General features: G+C 63.2%; 13 protein-coding genes. 5 read left to right on the top strand and 8 right to left on the bottom strand.

What is annotated here, in order from left to right; genetic code table 11:
- Positions 1 to 59: 59 nt before the first annotated feature.
- From G557_RS12320 to dut, 3 genes are read right to left on the bottom strand one after another with little or no spacing between them, the layout of a single operon-like run.
- Positions 60 to 758, bottom strand: a complete 699-nt coding sequence (locus G557_RS12320) for a DUF3159 domain-containing protein (RefSeq protein ID WP_051224835.1) — start codon at positions 756 to 758, stop codon at positions 60 to 62.
- Positions 745 to 1,428, bottom strand: a complete 684-nt coding sequence (locus tag G557_RS0107335; RefSeq protein ID WP_245542782.1) for a DUF3710 domain-containing protein — start codon at positions 1,426 to 1,428, stop codon at positions 745 to 747. Before G557_RS0107335 ends, G557_RS12320 begins: the two co-directional genes overlap by 14 nt.
- A 17-nt stretch (positions 1,429 to 1,445) precedes the next feature.
- A complete protein-coding gene (gene dut, locus G557_RS12315; protein WP_051224837.1) occupies positions 1,446 to 1,907 on the bottom strand; it encodes a dUTP diphosphatase in 462 nt (153 codons plus the stop codon).
- A 66-nt stretch (positions 1,908 to 1,973) separates the two neighbouring features.
- Between dut and G557_RS12310 the strand changes: the two genes are divergently transcribed.
- On the top strand, positions 1,974 to 2,447 hold the full coding sequence (locus G557_RS12310; protein ID WP_051224834.1) for a DUF3093 domain-containing protein: 474 nt from the start codon (positions 1,974 to 1,976) through the stop codon (positions 2,445 to 2,447).
- Here G557_RS12310 and G557_RS0107320 read toward each other — a convergent pair.
- Complete coding sequence (locus G557_RS0107320; protein ID WP_028245535.1) at positions 2,402 to 2,692, bottom strand: DUF4193 domain-containing protein; 291 nt, start codon at positions 2,690 to 2,692, stop codon at positions 2,402 to 2,404. The two genes, G557_RS12310 and G557_RS0107320, sit on opposite strands and share 46 nt — an antisense overlap.
- A 216-nt stretch (positions 2,693 to 2,908) precedes the next feature.
- Here G557_RS0107320 and sepH point away from each other — a divergent pair, with 216 nt between their 5' ends.
- Complete coding sequence (sepH, locus tag G557_RS0107310) at positions 2,909 to 3,925, top strand: septation protein SepH (RefSeq protein WP_028245534.1); 1,017 nt, start codon at positions 2,909 to 2,911, stop codon at positions 3,923 to 3,925.
- Between the two features lie 11 nt (positions 3,926 to 3,936).
- On the opposite strand, the gene G557_RS12305 is transcribed toward sepH, so the two are convergent.
- The gene (locus tag G557_RS12305; protein WP_051224832.1) at positions 3,937 to 5,019 is read right to left on the bottom strand and encodes an alkaline phosphatase family protein; all 1,083 of its coding nucleotides are present in this window, start codon (positions 5,017 to 5,019) and stop codon (positions 3,937 to 3,939) included.
- 132 nt (positions 5,020 to 5,151) lie between these two features.
- On the opposite strand from G557_RS12305, the gene G557_RS0107280 reads away from it, so the two are divergent.
- Positions 5,152 to 7,620: a DNA gyrase/topoisomerase IV subunit A gene (locus tag G557_RS0107280; RefSeq protein ID WP_028245532.1), complete on the top strand. Its 2,469-nt coding sequence runs from the start codon at positions 5,152 to 5,154 to the stop codon at positions 7,618 to 7,620.
- A gap of 47 nt (positions 7,621 to 7,667) precedes the next feature.
- Here G557_RS0107280 and G557_RS0107275 read toward each other — a convergent pair whose 3' ends face one another.
- Both G557_RS0107275 and G557_RS0107270 read right to left on the bottom strand, forming a co-directional pair.
- The gene (locus tag G557_RS0107275; protein WP_036961817.1) at positions 7,668 to 9,773 is read right to left on the bottom strand and encodes a DNA gyrase/topoisomerase IV subunit B; all 2,106 of its coding nucleotides are present in this window, start codon (positions 9,771 to 9,773) and stop codon (positions 7,668 to 7,670) included.
- Complete coding sequence (locus tag G557_RS0107270) at positions 9,773 to 11,173, bottom strand: RNA polymerase sigma factor (RefSeq protein ID WP_028245530.1); 1,401 nt, start codon at positions 11,171 to 11,173, stop codon at positions 9,773 to 9,775. Before G557_RS0107270 ends, G557_RS0107275 begins: the two co-directional genes overlap by 1 nt.
- 274 nt (positions 11,174 to 11,447) lie before the next feature.
- Between G557_RS0107270 and G557_RS13435 the strand changes: the two genes are divergently transcribed.
- On the top strand, positions 11,448 to 12,320 hold the full coding sequence (locus tag G557_RS13435) for an SDR family NAD(P)-dependent oxidoreductase (RefSeq protein WP_084627062.1): 873 nt from the start codon (positions 11,448 to 11,450) through the stop codon (positions 12,318 to 12,320).
- A 70-nt stretch (positions 12,321 to 12,390) separates the two neighbouring features.
- Here G557_RS13435 and G557_RS0107260 read toward each other — a convergent pair whose 3' ends face one another.
- Positions 12,391 to 13,320, bottom strand: coding sequence for a proteasome assembly chaperone family protein (locus G557_RS0107260; protein WP_028245529.1), 930 nt, complete (start codon positions 13,318 to 13,320; stop codon positions 12,391 to 12,393).
- Positions 13,321 to 13,519: 199 nt separating this feature from the next.
- On the opposite strand from G557_RS0107260, the gene lpdA reads away from it, so the two are divergent.
- Positions 13,520 to 14,893, top strand: a complete 1,374-nt coding sequence (lpdA, locus tag G557_RS0107255; RefSeq protein ID WP_028245528.1) for a dihydrolipoyl dehydrogenase — start codon at positions 13,520 to 13,522, stop codon at positions 14,891 to 14,893.
- Positions 14,894 to 14,900: the final 7 nt, after the last annotated feature.

Genomic DNA, 14,900 nt, shown 5'->3' with positions numbered 1-14,900 from the left:
TTGAAATTCGCGTTAATTGTGCGACGAACAGGCACCGCATGCCAGTAAGGCTCGCCTCACTAGCAGGACTGTGCGGGTTTGTCATCTGTAGATTCGGTTTCTTGGTCGAGTATGGCGGTCACCGGGCGGAGCAGCAGCCACGACACGACCACGCCCGCGGCAAGCAATGGGAGGCCCATCGAGAGTTTGACGATGCCCAAGGTGGCGATTTGATCGTCGTGCTGAGCCTGCAGGTACAGCGGTAGCTGCACCCCGAGACGCAACAGCGACACGAACATCCATACCGCGGTCGCCCATGCGCCTGCGCGACGCAGGAGGGGGTGATCGTGCGCGAGTTGAGCATTGCCTCGTGCCACGGCAATCAGCACGCCGATCAGCGGCCAGCCCACAGCGATTGAAACGCCCAAGACCACAGCCACTGTGCCGTTGACGATCAGGCCCGGGAGGTAGTTGGCCGACGCACGACCAGTCAGCAGAGCCAGGCCGGAGCTGAGTAAGACGCCGAACAGGCCGTTGGCGATCTGCGTCAGGTCGCCACGGTCGATCAGACGCCATGCCGCGAGCACGACGACGGCCGCAAGGCTGGCGCCGACCGCCCACCACAGGCGTGTTGTGGCGGTGAATACCGCGACGAACAGCAACCCCGGAAGCACGGCTTCGAACAGCCCGCGCACGCCCCCGAGCGCTTTCCAGACGGTGGATGCGTCGAGCGAGTCGCGATTGGCCAGCTCAGTCAGTCTCGGGTCACTTGGTGTCATTGGCGCCAGTCTGATCAGGAGCTGGCAGCACCAACGGCAACAGCTCTCTAGGTGCGCGCGGATCACTGCCGCGTCGCACGACGATCGACCGGAACAGATCGTTGACGCGCACGGCGGTGCTCTCTTCGCTCAGGCCGGCTCCGGAGATGACCCCGCGTAAAAACCAGCGCGGACCGTCGACGCCGATGAAGCGCACTGGGTGCGTGGCGCCGTCGTTGCCCGGCACCGAGGCGTGAATCTCTATACCGAGCTCGCCGTCGAAGTCGCGATGCGAAGCCTTCTGTGCGTCGAGCTGAGTGCGCACTTGATCGCGCACCTCGGCCCAGAGGCCCTCACTTCGGGGTGCGGCAAACGCCTGCACCTGCAACTGGGTGCCTTCGCGTTCGAAGGTGATGGCGACCGGCCGCTTGGTCGGCTCCTCGACCTCGACGCGGATGGTGAGGCCAGGCACAGGTGGAATCAGCACCGACCCGAAGTCAATGTAGGGCTTGATCTCGGTGACTTCGCTGTAGTCGAACGGGCCGTCGATGGAACGGTCGTCGATGACCTCTTTGGGGGTGAAGTCAGCAGTGGGTTCTGCTGACTCGTCTGTGCCCGACGACTGCTCTGGCTGGGTGGTGTCATCAAGCTCAACGTCGTCATGATGAGCCTTGCGCTTCTTACCGAACACTGTGGGGACTCCTTTGATTAGCTGTGCTGCGCGCTGCGCGGGTCGGTTGGGGTGATGCCGGTCGAGCCAAACCCCGCAGTAGAGCGTGCCGAGCCGGGCAGTCGATCGACTTCGACGAACTCAACGTGCTCATAGCGTTGTATCACCAATTGGGCGATGCGATCCCCAGGGGAGACTGTGAATGGTTCGTCAGTGGTGTTGAACAGGATGACTTTGATCTCTCCGCGATAGCCGGAGTCGATGGTGCCCGGTGTGTTCAGCACCGTGATGCCGTGTTTGGCGGCCAGCCCGCTGCGAGGGTGCACCAGACCGACCAGGCCGGCTGGCAGAGCGATGCTCACTCCGGTGCCAACCATGGCCCGACCATGAGCTGGAACCACTGCGGCTTCGGCCGCCGCGAGATCTGCACCGGCGTCACCGGGCCGTGCATAGGCGGGCGCAGTGGGGCCGACGTACAGCACTTCGTGGGTAGAATTCACGTACACAGCCTACAAGGTCGCCAGATCGACCACACCGGGCACATACGAGAGGGTCTGCGCATCTCCATGCTCTACAGCGAACGTCTTCGTCCCCACGGCGGTGCATATCTTGCACTGGTGCTGATCATCCCGGCTTTTGCCGTGGTGTTCTACGAGGTGCAGCCGATAGTCGGCTACATTGTGGGGCCGTCGCTGTACGTACTGATCTTTCTGATCAGCTGGTTCGCCAGCCCCGTGATCAGCGTCTCTGACGAACAGCTGTTTGCCGGTCGTGCGCGCATTCCCCTTGCTGCGCTCGGTGAAGTGACGGTCTATCGTCGAGGCGACGAAGCCTTGGAGCAGCTTCGCGGTCGCCTTGACGTACGGGCATATCTGTGCGTGCGAGGCGGCGTAGATCTGGTGCGGGTAGAGGTTACTGATCCGGAAGACCCGACGCCCTACTGGCTGCTCGGGTCGCGGCACGCCGACGAACTCGCGGCCGAGCTGCGGCTGGCTCAGGCAGCGCAGTCTTTGCACACCGGCCCGAGGTCATTCTCGTAGGCCAGCTGAGAGTGGTGCTTCACCAAAAAGCACTCGACGCAGGTGAACTCGTTCTCCTGCGGTGGCAGCACGACAACATCGAGCTCTGCCTCTGAGAGGTCGGGGCCGTCGGCGAGCGAGTACTCGCTGGAGTCGCCCTCGTCGTCGACCGAGGTGTTCTGCTTGGTCGGGATGCTCTGTTTCAGGGCGTCCAGAGAGTCCGACTCGTCCTCCTGCTTGCGAGGGGCGTCGTAATCAGTGGCCATGTGTAAAGTTCCGTTCTGCTTGGCTGTGGCGCGAATAGCATGCACCACAACAGACGTTTATGCAAACCGGCTGTGGTCAGTCCACAACATGGGCATGAGATGATGGATGCAGACTTCTCAGGCGCGGTCTCGCGGCTCGCCCCGCAGGTGCACCGTTTCATGCCAGACGAGTGGCACAGTTGACCTGAGCGAGTCTGGGATCTTCGAGGAGGACATGTGCAACAGCTCAAGTTTGTCGGGGTCGATGACGACCACCTGGTGCTGGTCGACGAGGCCGGGGATCAGTACACGGTGGGTCTGACCGCCGAACTGCGCCAGGCCATCCGTACGACCCGCCCGGCGCCGGCCAACTCACGCAACCCGCTCCCCTCTCCTCGGGAGGTGCAGACGCAGCTGCGTTCCGGGCTGACTGCCGATCAAGTGGCGCAGCATTACGGTGTTGACGTCGAGTATGTCGAGAAGTTCGAAGCGCCCGTGGTCGCCGAGCTCGAGCACATCGTCGATCAGGCAAAAGAGGTTCCGCTGCATTTCAACGAAGAAGGCCACGAGACTTCGACGTTCGGCCATATCATCGTGCATCGCTTGGTGTCTCGCCAGGCAGAAGGCACCCGCTGGTCGAGTTGGCGTGAAGAAGACGGCCGCTGGACCGTGCAGATCGAGTGGGCAGTCAGTGGTCAGCGCTACGACGCCCGCTGGTTCTTCGATCCCCGGCGTCGCCAGCTCACTCCGGCCAACGAGGCAGCCAACGACCTCTCTCAGGCTCAAGACCTGCAGCCAGTCAAGGCTCCCAGGCTTCGCGTGGTCGATGCAGCGACCAAGGTTGACACCTTCCCACTTGAAGCAGAGGCTGAGGCTGAGGTCACGCCAGAGCCCCGCGCCGAGCAGCCGACTGCGCGTGAGACTGCCCACAGCTTTCAGACATCTCACAGCGCCGCGACCGCAGACGAACCCGCTGAACGCCCTCGGGTGCACAGTGAGACCGAAGATCTGCTGCAGGCTCTTCGTCGCCATCATGAGGCTAAACACGAGGCGGCCCCGCTGCGCGTGGTGCCGGTCGCCCCGAATGAGCAGATCGATTCTCCCAAGGCAGTCGCTGAGTCTGACACGCACGAGCAGCCACATGCTTCGGCGAGTGGTGAGCAGTCATCGTCATCGGCACGCCGAGGTCGGTCGAGCCTGCCCAGCTGGGACGAAATCGTTTTTGGCACCAAAGCCCCCGGCGACGACGCCTGAGTCACGGGTGTTCAGAGCAGCAGCAGCGGCACGCGCCGCTCGATCTGACTGAGCCCACCATGCTGGCCGATCATGCGTCGGGCTGGCGCGTCTTCAGCGGCATCGAGAGGAATCGCCGCACGAGAGTCAATGCCGATGGCGAGTACATCACCAAGTCGTTGCTCGGATACCGGTAGCACCTGAGCGCCCATCCATCCAGAGTCGACGAGCTCGGCGCGGGTGACTACGGCGATGCCCGATCCGCCGGGCTGTTGCGCGAGCCAGGCCGCGAGGTCGTCGGCAGCACTCTCAGACTGCTTGCTGTCGTGCAGCACGATTTGTACGCCCCTGGGCTCCCCGGCAATCGCGCGAACCTCACTCAGACCAGCCCACGACGAGAGCAGAATCTGTTCGCTGCGCGGCACGTCGAGCATGCCGTGGTCGGCGGTCAGCACGGTCGCGCTCCGGCGCTGATGCAGCGAGGCCGCCGCAATCTCAGCGTCGAGCTCCTCTAACGCTGCCGACCACCGTGCTGATTGCCAGCCAAAGCGGTGTCCGGCCTGATCGAGCTCGGGCACATAGATTTGAACGAATGTGCGGGAGTGGCGGCGGCGCAGCTCGCTCATCGCCTCGAAGCGCTCGGCGATGCTGTCGGCGGCAATGACGGTCGCCCCGCGTAACGTCGCGCGGGTGAATCCCGAGTCACGGTAACGAGTCGGTGCGATGGCGAACGAGGCGATACCAGCCGAAGCGGCACGCTCGAACAGCGTCTGAGCCGGCTGCCACACCTCTGGCTGCATCTCGGGGCCCCAGCCAGTGAGTTGGTTGCGCAACGCGCCAGTGTCGCGGTCGAATAGCGAGTATCCGACGATGCCGTGGGCACCCGGGTCGAGACCAGTGGCGATGGCAGTCAGCGATGCTGCAGTGGTCGTCGGAAAAGCTGCCTCGCAGACTCCCACTTCGTCGAGCCGACGCAAATGCCGAGCGTAACCGGCCCGCTCAGCGAGATTCTCCGCACCCAAGCCGTCGGCCACGACCACCCCGAAGTGGTTGATGATGCCGAAGTCGATCACATCTCGTTCGCGACACAGTGCGGCCAGTCCAGAGCGCGCCACGGCGTCGAGATGCGCGATCTGTTGGGGTGGGCGGGGTAGACTCCGAAGCACTCCCCCAGTCTGTCACACACCCGGGGCGTGCCCGCACTGCCCAAGACAGATCCCCTTCGCACACCGAGAGGCAGCGACCGCATGAGCGACCAGGTCACCACCGAAGACCCGCAGCGCATCGAAGACGTCGACGTGACCACAGAGATGCAGCGCAGCTACGTCGAGTACGCGATGTCGGTGATCCACTCCCGTGCGCTGCCCGACGCCCGCGACGGCCTCAAGCCGGTGCAGCGGCGCATCCTGTACATGATGCGCGAGATGGGGCTGGCTCCCGAGAAGGGGCACGTCAAGTCGGCTCGCGTGGTCGGTGAGGTGATGGGCAAACTGCACCCTCACGGCGACTCGGCCATCTACGACGCCCTCGTGCGTCTGGCCCGCGACTTTGCGATGGAAGTGCCACTGGTCGACGGCCATGGCAACTTCGGCTCGCTCGATGACGGTCCGGCAGCATCACGCTACACCGAGGCCAGGCTGACTGCGGCGGCGATGCTGCTGACCGAGAACCTTGACGAAGACGTCGTCGACTTCGTTCCGAACTACGACAACCAGCTCACTCAGCCGGATGTGCTGGCCGCGCCGTTCCCCAACCTCCTGATCAACGGTGCGAGCGGCATTGCCGTCGGCATGGCCACCAATATGGCCCCGCACAACCCCGGCGAAGCTATCGCCGCGGCCGTGCGACTGCTGCGCCGCCCGAAGAGCACGCTCGAAGAGCTGATGCGTGTGCTGCCCGGCCCAGATCTGCCGAGCGGCGGCAGCATCATTGGGCTCGGCGGCATTGCCGATGCCTACGCAACAGGTCGCGGGTCATTCACTATGCGGGCGACCGCGACGATTGAGCGCACCACTCCCCGACGCACCAGCATCGTGATCACCGAGCTGCCGTATATGGTCGGCCCCGAGGCCGTCATTCAAAAGATCAAAGACGGAGTCAACAGCAAAAAGCTGCAGGGCATCAGCAATGTGCATGACCTGACCGACCGCAACAACGGCCTGCGGCTGATCATCGACGTCAAGACCGGTTTTTCTCCTGAGGCCGTGCTGGCCAGCCTGTACCGCCACACTCCGCTCGAGACCAACTTTGGTGTCAACAACGTGGTGCTCGTCGACGGGCGTCCGCGCACTGTGGGGCTCATCGAGCTGCTGAGCGTCTACAACGATCACCGCATCGCGGTGGTGCGTCGACGCAGCGAGTTTCGACTCAACAAGGCACAAGAGCGACTGCATCTGGTCGAGGGGCTGCTGATCGCTATCGTCGACATCGACGAGGTGATCGCGGTCATCCGCTCCAGCGACGACACTGAGGCGGCCCGCACCCGACTGATGAGTGTGTTCGACCTGACGCAGGCTCAGGCCGACTATATTCTCGAACTGCGCTTGCGGCGACTGACCAAGTTCTCGCAGATCGAACTCGAGACCGAGCGCGACGACCTGCGTCAGCGCATCGAGGCACTCACTGCGTTGCTCGGTGACGAGGGGCTCTTGCGCGACCAAGTCGCCGCAGAGCTTGAGGCTGTGGCCAAGACACTCAACCAGCCCCGCCGCACCGTGCTGGTCGCCGAAGACTCTCGCACAGTCACTGCAGACCTGCCTCTCGAGATCGCTGATGCACCCACCAAGGTGTTGCTCGGCGCTGGTGGGCGCGTGCTTCGTCTCGGTGATGACGAGACACTGACGGAGGCAGCGTCGGTAGACGCCCCTGAGGGCTGGGCCGTCGGCGACGAGCTGGTCTGGCCTAAACGCCGCCGCAATGACGCCGTGATGGCAGCGATTGATGCACGCGTGCGAGGCGACTTCGGGGTGCTCACCTCTCGCGGCCGCATGTTGCGTGTCAGTGTGCTGAGTCTGCCGGCGGCAAGCCCCAACCTCGTGCAGTTCTCAGCCGGCGTACCCCTGTCGAGCCTGGTGACACTCGAGCGCGGAGAACACGCGCTGACCGTGTGCGCGCTCGACGACACTCGGCCGCTCGCTCTGGCCACACGCAGCGGGGTGATCAAACGCGTGCAGCACGACGTGCCCGACAAACCGGAGTGGGAGGTCATCGCCCTGCGCGACGGAGACGAGGTGGTGTGGGCCCGCTGCGCAGACGACGCCGCAGAACTCGTGCTGGTCAGCGCCGGCGGTCAACTGCTGCACTTTCCCGCCTCAACGGTGCGCCCACAGGGCCGCGCGGCCGCCGGGATGGCCGGCATCAGGATGCCCGACGGTGACGACGTCGTGGCTTTCGCTGTGATCGACAACATGCGACGTGCCCTCGTGCTCACCATCGCGGGAGACTCGACCGCCCTGGCCGATGTGGTGCCTGGTTCAGGCAAGATCACCCCGTTGTCGGAGTTTCCCGCCAAAGGCCGCGCCACCGGCGGTGTGCGTGTGCAGCGTTTTCTGCGCGGTGAAGACGCAGTGCTCAAAGCGTGGGTCGGCGAGGGCCTTCCGCTGGCGAGCGGCGCGAAGGGCGCACCGGTGAGCCTGCCTAAGACACTCGCCAAACGAGACGCTTCGGGGCAGCCACTGGCCGAGCCGGTGCTCGCAGTGGGCTTGGCCGCAGACTGAAGTGGGGCATCCTGTGTCGGCTGTGCCGTAGCTGCCGATGACTGCAGTTAGGCGTCGATGCGCTCGCGATCGATCTCGCCGCTGGCCTCGAGAATGAATTCGCGCCTCGGGTTGACCTCTGAGCCCATGAGCACGCTGAACACGCCCTCAGCCTCTTGCAGATCGCTGAGTCGCACCCGACGCAGCAGGCGATGCGCAGGATCCATCGTGGTCTCGGCGAGCTGATCTGCATCCATCTCACCAAGGCCCTTGTAGCGCTGGATGGGCTCTTTATACGAGCGCCCTTGGCGTTTGAGCCGGCGGATCGTCTCATGCAGCTCGTCTTCGCTGTAGGTGTAGATCATCTCGGCTGGCTGGCGGCCCCGCCCGGGCACCACTAGGCGATGCAGCGGGGGCACAGCGGCGAACACTCGCCCCTGCTCGACCATCGGTCGCATGTAGCGGAAGAACAGGGTCAGCAGCAGCGTGCGAATGTGCGCGCCGTCGACATCGGCGTCGCTCATCATGATGATGCGCTCATAACGCGCCTGATCGGGGTCGAAGGTGCGGCCAGAACCCGCGCCGACGACCTGGATGATATTGGCGCATTCGGCGTTGCCCAGCATCTCGGCGAGGCTGGCCTTCTGCACGTTGAGGATTTTGCCGCGGATAGGCAACAGAGCCTGAAACTCGCTGTTTCGCGCCATCTTGGCAGTGCCGAGCGCTGAATCGCCCTCGACGATGAACAGTTCGGTGCGGCTGGTGTCGTTCGACCGGCAGTCGACCAGCTTGGCTGGCAGCGTCGAAGACTCGAGGGCGTTCTTTCGGCGCAGGGTCTCTTTATGCGCGCGAGCAGACACTCGCGACTTCATCTCGCTGACGACTTTTTCGAGCAGCAGCGACGATTGCGCCTTGTCATCGCGCTTTGTCGAGGTCAGTCGTTCGTCAAGGGCCTTGGCCACCACTTGGGAGACGATCTGACGAACAGCCGGGGTGCCGAGCACCTCTTTGGTCTGGCCTTCGAACTGCGGCTCGGGCAGACGCACCGTCACCACGGCGGTGAGACCGGCCAGCACATCGTCTTTCTCGACTTTGTCGGTGCCGGCCTTCAGCTTGCGCGCGTTTTTCGCGATATGCGTGCGCAGCGTTTTCAGCAGTGCCTGTTCGAAGCCGGTCTGGTGGGTGCCGCCCTTCGGGGTGGCAATGATGTTCACAAACGAGCGGATGGCCGTGTCGTACCCGGTGCCCCAGCGCAGCGCGATGTCGACGTGCGCCTGGCGACGCACCTCGGAGTCGACCATCTCACCGGCGTCGGAGAGCACCGGAACTGTCTCGGTGAAATGGCCGTCACCCTCGATGCGCCACGTGTCGGTGATGGGCGCATCTGCGGCCAGATAGTCGACGAATTCAGAGATACCGCCGTCGAAGCGAAACTGCTCATGACTGTTCTGCGCTTCGCGCTCATCGAGCAGATCGAGCTGCAGGCCGGGTACGAGAAACGCGGTCTGTCGAGCGCGGGCCTCAAGGTCGGCAAGGCTGAAGTGCGAGCCCTTGGTGAAGATCTGCGGATCGGCCCAGTAGCGCACGCGCGTGCCGGTGACGCCCTTCTTGGCTTTGCCGACCACTCGCAGACGTTGATCTGCTGGGGTGGCGTCGTCGAAGGGGGTGAACGGCGCATCGGCGCCGCTGCCTGCCGAATCATCGAAGATGCCGGGTGCACCACGTCGGAACGAGAGCTGCCAGGTTTTGCCGCCGCGATCGACCTGCACGTCGAGTCGGGCGCTGAGCGCGTTCACCACTGACGCGCCAACACCATGGAGGCCGCCGGAGCTCGTATATGAGCCTCCACCGAACTTGCCACCGGCGTGCAGCTTGGTCATGACGACCTCGACACCGCTGAGTCCGGTCTTGGGCTCGATGTCGACGGGGATGCCACGGCCGCGATCGCGCACCTCGATGCTGTCATCGGGGTGCAGTACGATCTCGATCTCAGAGCCGAACCCGCCGAGAGCCTCGTCAACCGAGTTATCGATAATCTCCCATAGGCAGTGCATGAGTCCGCGGGAGTCGGTCGACCCGATGTACATGCCCGGGCGCTTGCGTACTGCTTCGAGGCCCTCGAGCACCGAGAGCTGGCTGGCAGAGTAGGCGCTCTGCTGTGGTGTGTCTGCCATCACTCGAGGTAGTCGCGCAGCGCCTGAGAGCGCGACGGGTGCCGCAGCTTGGCCATCGTCTTGGATTCGATCTGGCGGATGCGCTCACGGGTCACGCCGAACGTGTCGCCGATCTGGTCAAGGGTTTTGGGCATGCCATCGCCCAAGCCGAAGCGCATGCGGATGACTCCGGCCTCGCGCTCGCTCAGCGAATCGAGCAGACTTTCGAGTTGCTGCTGCAGCATGGTGAAGCCCACGGCATCGGCCGGCACCACAGCGTCGGTGTCTTCGATGAGATCGCCGAACTCCGAGTCACCGTCTTCGCCCAGCGGAGTGTGCAGCGAAATCGGCTCACGGCCGTATTTCTGCACCTCGACGACTTTTTCGGGGGTCATGTCGAGCTCTTCGGCGAGCTCTTCGGGGGTGGGCTCGCGGCCCAAATCTTGGAGCATCTGACGCTGGACGCGCGCCAGTTTGTTGATGACCTCGACCATGTGCACCGGAATGCGGATGGTGCGAGCCTGATCGGCCATCGCACGCGTGATTGCCTGGCGGATCCACCAAGTGGCATAGGTTGAGAACTTGAAGCCCTTGGTGAAGTCGAACTTTTCGACCGCACGAATCAGACCCAAATTGCCCTCTTGAATGAGGTCGAGGAACTGCATGCCGCGGCCGGTGTAGCGCTTAGCGAGGCTGACCACCAAACGCAGGTTTGCGCCCAGCAGGTGATTCTTGGCCTTGGTGCCGTCGCGCACCACCCACTTGAGCTCTCGCTTTTGTGCCGGCGAGAATTTTTTGGCTTTCTTGCCGGTGGTCTCGCCGGCCTCGTCGCGGCGAAGCAGTTCTTCGGCGTAAAGCCCGGCCTCGATGCGCTTGGCCAGCTCAACCTCTTGCACGGCGTTGAGCAGGGCAACCTTGCCGATCTGCTTCAAATAGTCTTTGACCGGGTCGATAGTCGCGCCAGTAATCGCCGTCGACTGAGTGGGAACGTCTTCTTCTTCTTTGTTCGAGAGCACATAGCCGCCGCCTGGCAGCACCGTGGCTTTGGCCACCGCGGCAGTGTCGATAGACGTTGTCGTGGTCGCTACTTCTTCAACAGGTGCCTGAGCCTCGGGCTGCTCGGCTGGCTGAGTCTTGGGAGCGGCCTTCTTAGCCGGTGCCTTTTTGGCGGTGGTCTTCTTGGTGCCTGCGGGTTTGCTCGCGCCGCCACTCTTTGTGCCACCCTCGGCGGAAGTTTTCGCACGTGAGGTCGTGCTCTTCGCCGCGCTGGCTTTGGCCGTGGTCTTCGTTGTCGTGGCCTTTTTGGCCGGTGCCTTTTTGGCGGTGGTCTTCTTTGTCGCGCTGGCCGTCGAGGTGCGGTTCGTGCTCTTCTTCGTGGTAGATGCGGGAGCGCTGGCGGTCGTCGTCGTTTCGTCGCTCACCGGCGCAGTCTTCTTCTCAGCCACAGGGATGTCGTGCCTTCCATTCACACCGCACGTCACGGAGAGCCGCGCGAGAACAACCAATTAAACCACGGATGCAGGCGATCGGCCGCAGCCACACACCTGTCCGCTCTCATGTGAACGTCTCAGTGGGCACCTCTATTCCCGGTGGTGTGAGAAGACAGAGTCGCCCCAGCGATTTGTGATCGTTTCGTGATCTCGGCATCTGTCGTAGATCGGCATTTCGCGAGAGATCGATGGCTAGGATTGTGCTGTGAGTAAGTCCAGTCCATCCACCGCAAGGCATGCCGTGATCACCGGTGCCGACTCGGGGCTCGGACGCGCCACAGCGGGGCTGTTGGCGCAGCATGGCTACGCCCTCACACTGACGGCTCGATCGAACGATCGCCTGCAGGCGCTGCGCGAAGAGCTGCTGCAGGCTGCCCCTGATGCAGTCATCGACACGATCAGTTTCGACCTCTCGTCGATCAACTCCATCAAAGATGCCGCCGCCGAATACCTTGTGCGTCATGATGACTGGAGTCTGCTGCTCAATCTCGCCGAAGTACGTGGCATCGCTTCGCGCACGCTCACTGAAGACGGCTTCGAATGGCACTTTGGGGTCAACCACCTTGGGCATTTCGTTTGGACGGGTCTGCTGCTGACCAGCGCAGCCAAACAGGCATCGGTGGTGTCGCTGACGTCTTCGGTCTGGCGCATGGCCAGCACCCGGTTCCACGATCTGCGGTTCGACCATGGCTATCGCGCCGGCCGAGCCTTCGCGCAGAGCAAGCGGGCACAGCTGCTGTTCGCCCGTGAACTCGACCGCCGCACCCGTGACCCACGGGTCCGCGACTACCCGAAGCGGGTGCGTTCCCTGGCGTTTCAGCCAGAGCCTGCGCTGGGGCTCGGCGCGGCCATCCCCCGGCCCTTGGTCGATCGCGTGCGCAGTCTCGATGTCACTACCCAGGCCAACACGTTGGTTACTGCGCTGCACAGTGAGGCAGTGCCGGGCGGATCGTTGGTCTCGCCAGCAGTGCGCGGGCAACAACCGCAGCTGGTCGAGATCGGTCGTGTTGCTGATGAACAAACCGAGGCCAAGCGGCTCTGGCGTATCTCAGATCAGCTGACTCGCGTCACGTGGTGAATCGATGCGGCTGTGCCGCGACCTCGCGCAGCGTCGACACCGGCCTGTGAGGAGTTATGACAGTGACGAGTTACGACAGTGTTGAGCCTGAATCGGTGTCATCATCGCCGGTGGGCTGTCGAGCCAAGAAACTCTCGAACTCGGCACCGATTTCATCGGCGCTCGGCACCTGATCGGGGCTCAGCGCGCCCGGCGTCAGCGACTTGAGGTACTCGTCGTGTCGCACCTCGAGGTTGGCGACCATGGTCTGCAGCTCGGCGTTGTCTGCGACTTGCTCGTTGAGACGTTCGGTGAAATCGTGTGCCTCTTCGCGCAGGTCGTCGCTTGGCAGTGCAAGGCCGGTGGCCACGGCGACGCGTTCGGTGGCGGCCACAGCGGCCGGTGGATATTCGGTCTCAGCCAAGTAGTGCGGAGTGAGCATGACAAAGCCGGCGACGTCGTAGCCTGCCTCGATTAAGTCGTACTCGAGCACATGCAGTGCCGCTGCGGGCATCGAGGTGGTGGGGTGCCACACGCTGAACTGCTCAATGATCTCGGGACGATTGCCGCTGACCGCACTGCTCGCGGGCCGGGTGTGGGGCACCGGCATGGGAATGGAGTGCATCCAGGTGACCGTGCTCATCTCGAGATCGTCGATCAGCCCGGTCAGGTCTTTCAAGAAGGCATTCCATCGGAAGTCGGGCTCAAAACCGTGCAGAAGGTAGAAAGGAGCGCCGGTCTGATCATGCAGCAGAGAAAGCTGCAAAGACGGGCGCGAAATCTCGGTCAGACGATCAGCTTCGAGGTATGCCACTGGGCGTCGAGAACGATAGTCGAGCAGCTCATCGGGGTCGAACCAGACCACCGGCTGCGACTCAAGGTGCTCGAGAAGGTTGTCGTTGAACAGCTCGACCACTGAGCCCGCGTCGGCATAGCCCTTCAGCGCCGCGACCAGCGGGGCGTTTCGGGGCAGCGTGCCGAGTTCGGCGCGCAGTTGATAGACGGGTTCACGGAATCGCATATATCCAGAGTACTTGTCTGCACAACCGGGCATGGCTGATCCGTGTTCGCCAGCAGCGCACGGTGCACTCGAACAGGTGTCCGAGAACCCGAAGACACGGAGACGTATACGTTTTCGCGCACTGAAAGCCCCGTAGTAGGCTCTTTGCAGACTCTGCATAGACGCATCTGTCACCCATCTGCCAACCAAGGAGATCAACTTGTCTGAGCATGAATTCGACCTCATCGTTCTCGGTGGAGGAAGCGGCGGCTACGCCGCGGCTCTGCGCGCGCGTGAACTCGGAAGCACCGTCGCCCTCATTGAGAAAGACAAGTTGGGCGGCACCTGCCTGCACCGCGGCTGCGTGCCTACCAAGGCACTGCTGCACACCGCCGAGATCGCCGATGAGGTGCGCGAGGCTGGCAAATACGGAGTCTCCGCGCTGTTCGATTCGATTGACATCGCCGGCGTCAGCAAGTTCCGTGAGGGTATCGTCGCCTCCAAATTTAAAGGCTTGCAGGGGCTGCTGAAGGCTCGTGGCATTGAGGTCGTCGCCGGTGAGGGTCGTCTGACCTCGGCGAATACGATCACCGTCAATGGTGAGGTGTACCGCGGACGCAATGTCGTGCTTGCCACCGGCTCATACTCCAAGTCACTGCCGGGGCTCGACATCGAAGGGCGCGTGATCACCTCCGAGCAGGCTCTCACCCTCACCGAGATCCCCAAGAAGGCCATCATCTTGGGCGGTGGCGTCATCGGCGTCGAATTCGCCAGCGTGTGGCAGTCGTGGGGCGTCGACGTCACGATCGTCGAGGGATTCGACCATCTCGTCCCCAACGAAGAGGTATCGATCAGCAAGTATGTCGAGCGCATCTACAAGCAGCGCGGCATCAAATACCACCTCGGTGTGCGCTTTCAAAAAGCAGAGCAGGATGGCCAACAGGTCACCGCAACGCTCGAAGACGGCACTACGCTGACTGCCGACTACCTGCTGGTGGCTGTTGGTCGCGGCCCCGTGACGCAGAACCTGGGGTACGAAGAGGTGGGCATCACTCTCGACCGCGGATACGTCATCGTCGATGAAACCCTGCAGACGAGCGTTCCTGGCGTCTACGCCGTGGGCGACATCGTTCCAGGCCTGCAATTGGCACACCGTGCCTACCAGCACGGTATCTTCGTCGCCGAGCAGATCGCAGGTCTCGAGCCTGTGGCTATCGCCGATGTGAACGTGCCGAAGGTCACCTACTGCGAGCCGCAGGTGTTCTCGGTCGGCTACACCGAGGCCAAAGCCAAGGCCGAGTTCGGAGACGATCAGATCGCCGCCTACGAATACAACCTGGCAGGCAACGCCAAGAGCTCGATCCTTGGCACTGGTGGCTTCGTGAAGCTCGTGCGTCGAATCGACGGCCCCATCGTGGGCGTTCACGGTGTCGGCGGTCGCATCGGCGAACTTGTCGGCGAGGCACAGCTCATCGTGAACTGGGAGGCTTACCCCGAAGACATTGCGCCGCTGATTCACGCGCACCCCACACAGACCGAGACCATCGGCGAGGCTGCGCTGTATCTGGCCGGCAAGCCCCTGCACGCCATCTAGACTGATT

The sequence above is a fragment of the Pseudoclavibacter soli DSM 23366 genome, from assembly GCF_000423505.1.
GTDB classification, from domain to species: Bacteria; Actinomycetota; Actinomycetes; order Actinomycetales; family Microbacteriaceae; genus Pseudoclavibacter_A; species Pseudoclavibacter_A soli.
Note: the sequence above shows the minus strand (reverse complement) of the source record. Positions and strands in the feature narration are given on the sequence as shown.

Coding starts and splice junctions, on each gene's coding strand:
- G557_RS0107260 (WP_028245529.1), bottom strand. CDS start 13,320: ATGCGATTCCGTGAACCCGTCTATCAACTGCGCGCCGAACTCGGCACG.
- G557_RS12310 (WP_051224834.1), top strand. CDS start 1,974: ATGCTCTACAGCGAACGTCTTCGTCCCCACGGCGGTGCATATCTTGCA.
- G557_RS0107275 (WP_036961817.1), bottom strand. CDS start 9,773: ATGGCAGACACACCACAGCAGAGCGCCTACTCTGCCAGCCAGCTCTCG.
- G557_RS12320 (WP_051224835.1), bottom strand. CDS start 758: ATGACACCAAGTGACCCGAGACTGACTGAGCTGGCCAATCGCGACTCG.
- G557_RS0107280 (WP_028245532.1), top strand. CDS start 5,152: ATGAGCGACCAGGTCACCACCGAAGACCCGCAGCGCATCGAAGACGTC.
- G557_RS0107320 (WP_028245535.1), bottom strand. CDS start 2,692: ATGGCCACTGATTACGACGCCCCTCGCAAGCAGGAGGACGAGTCGGAC.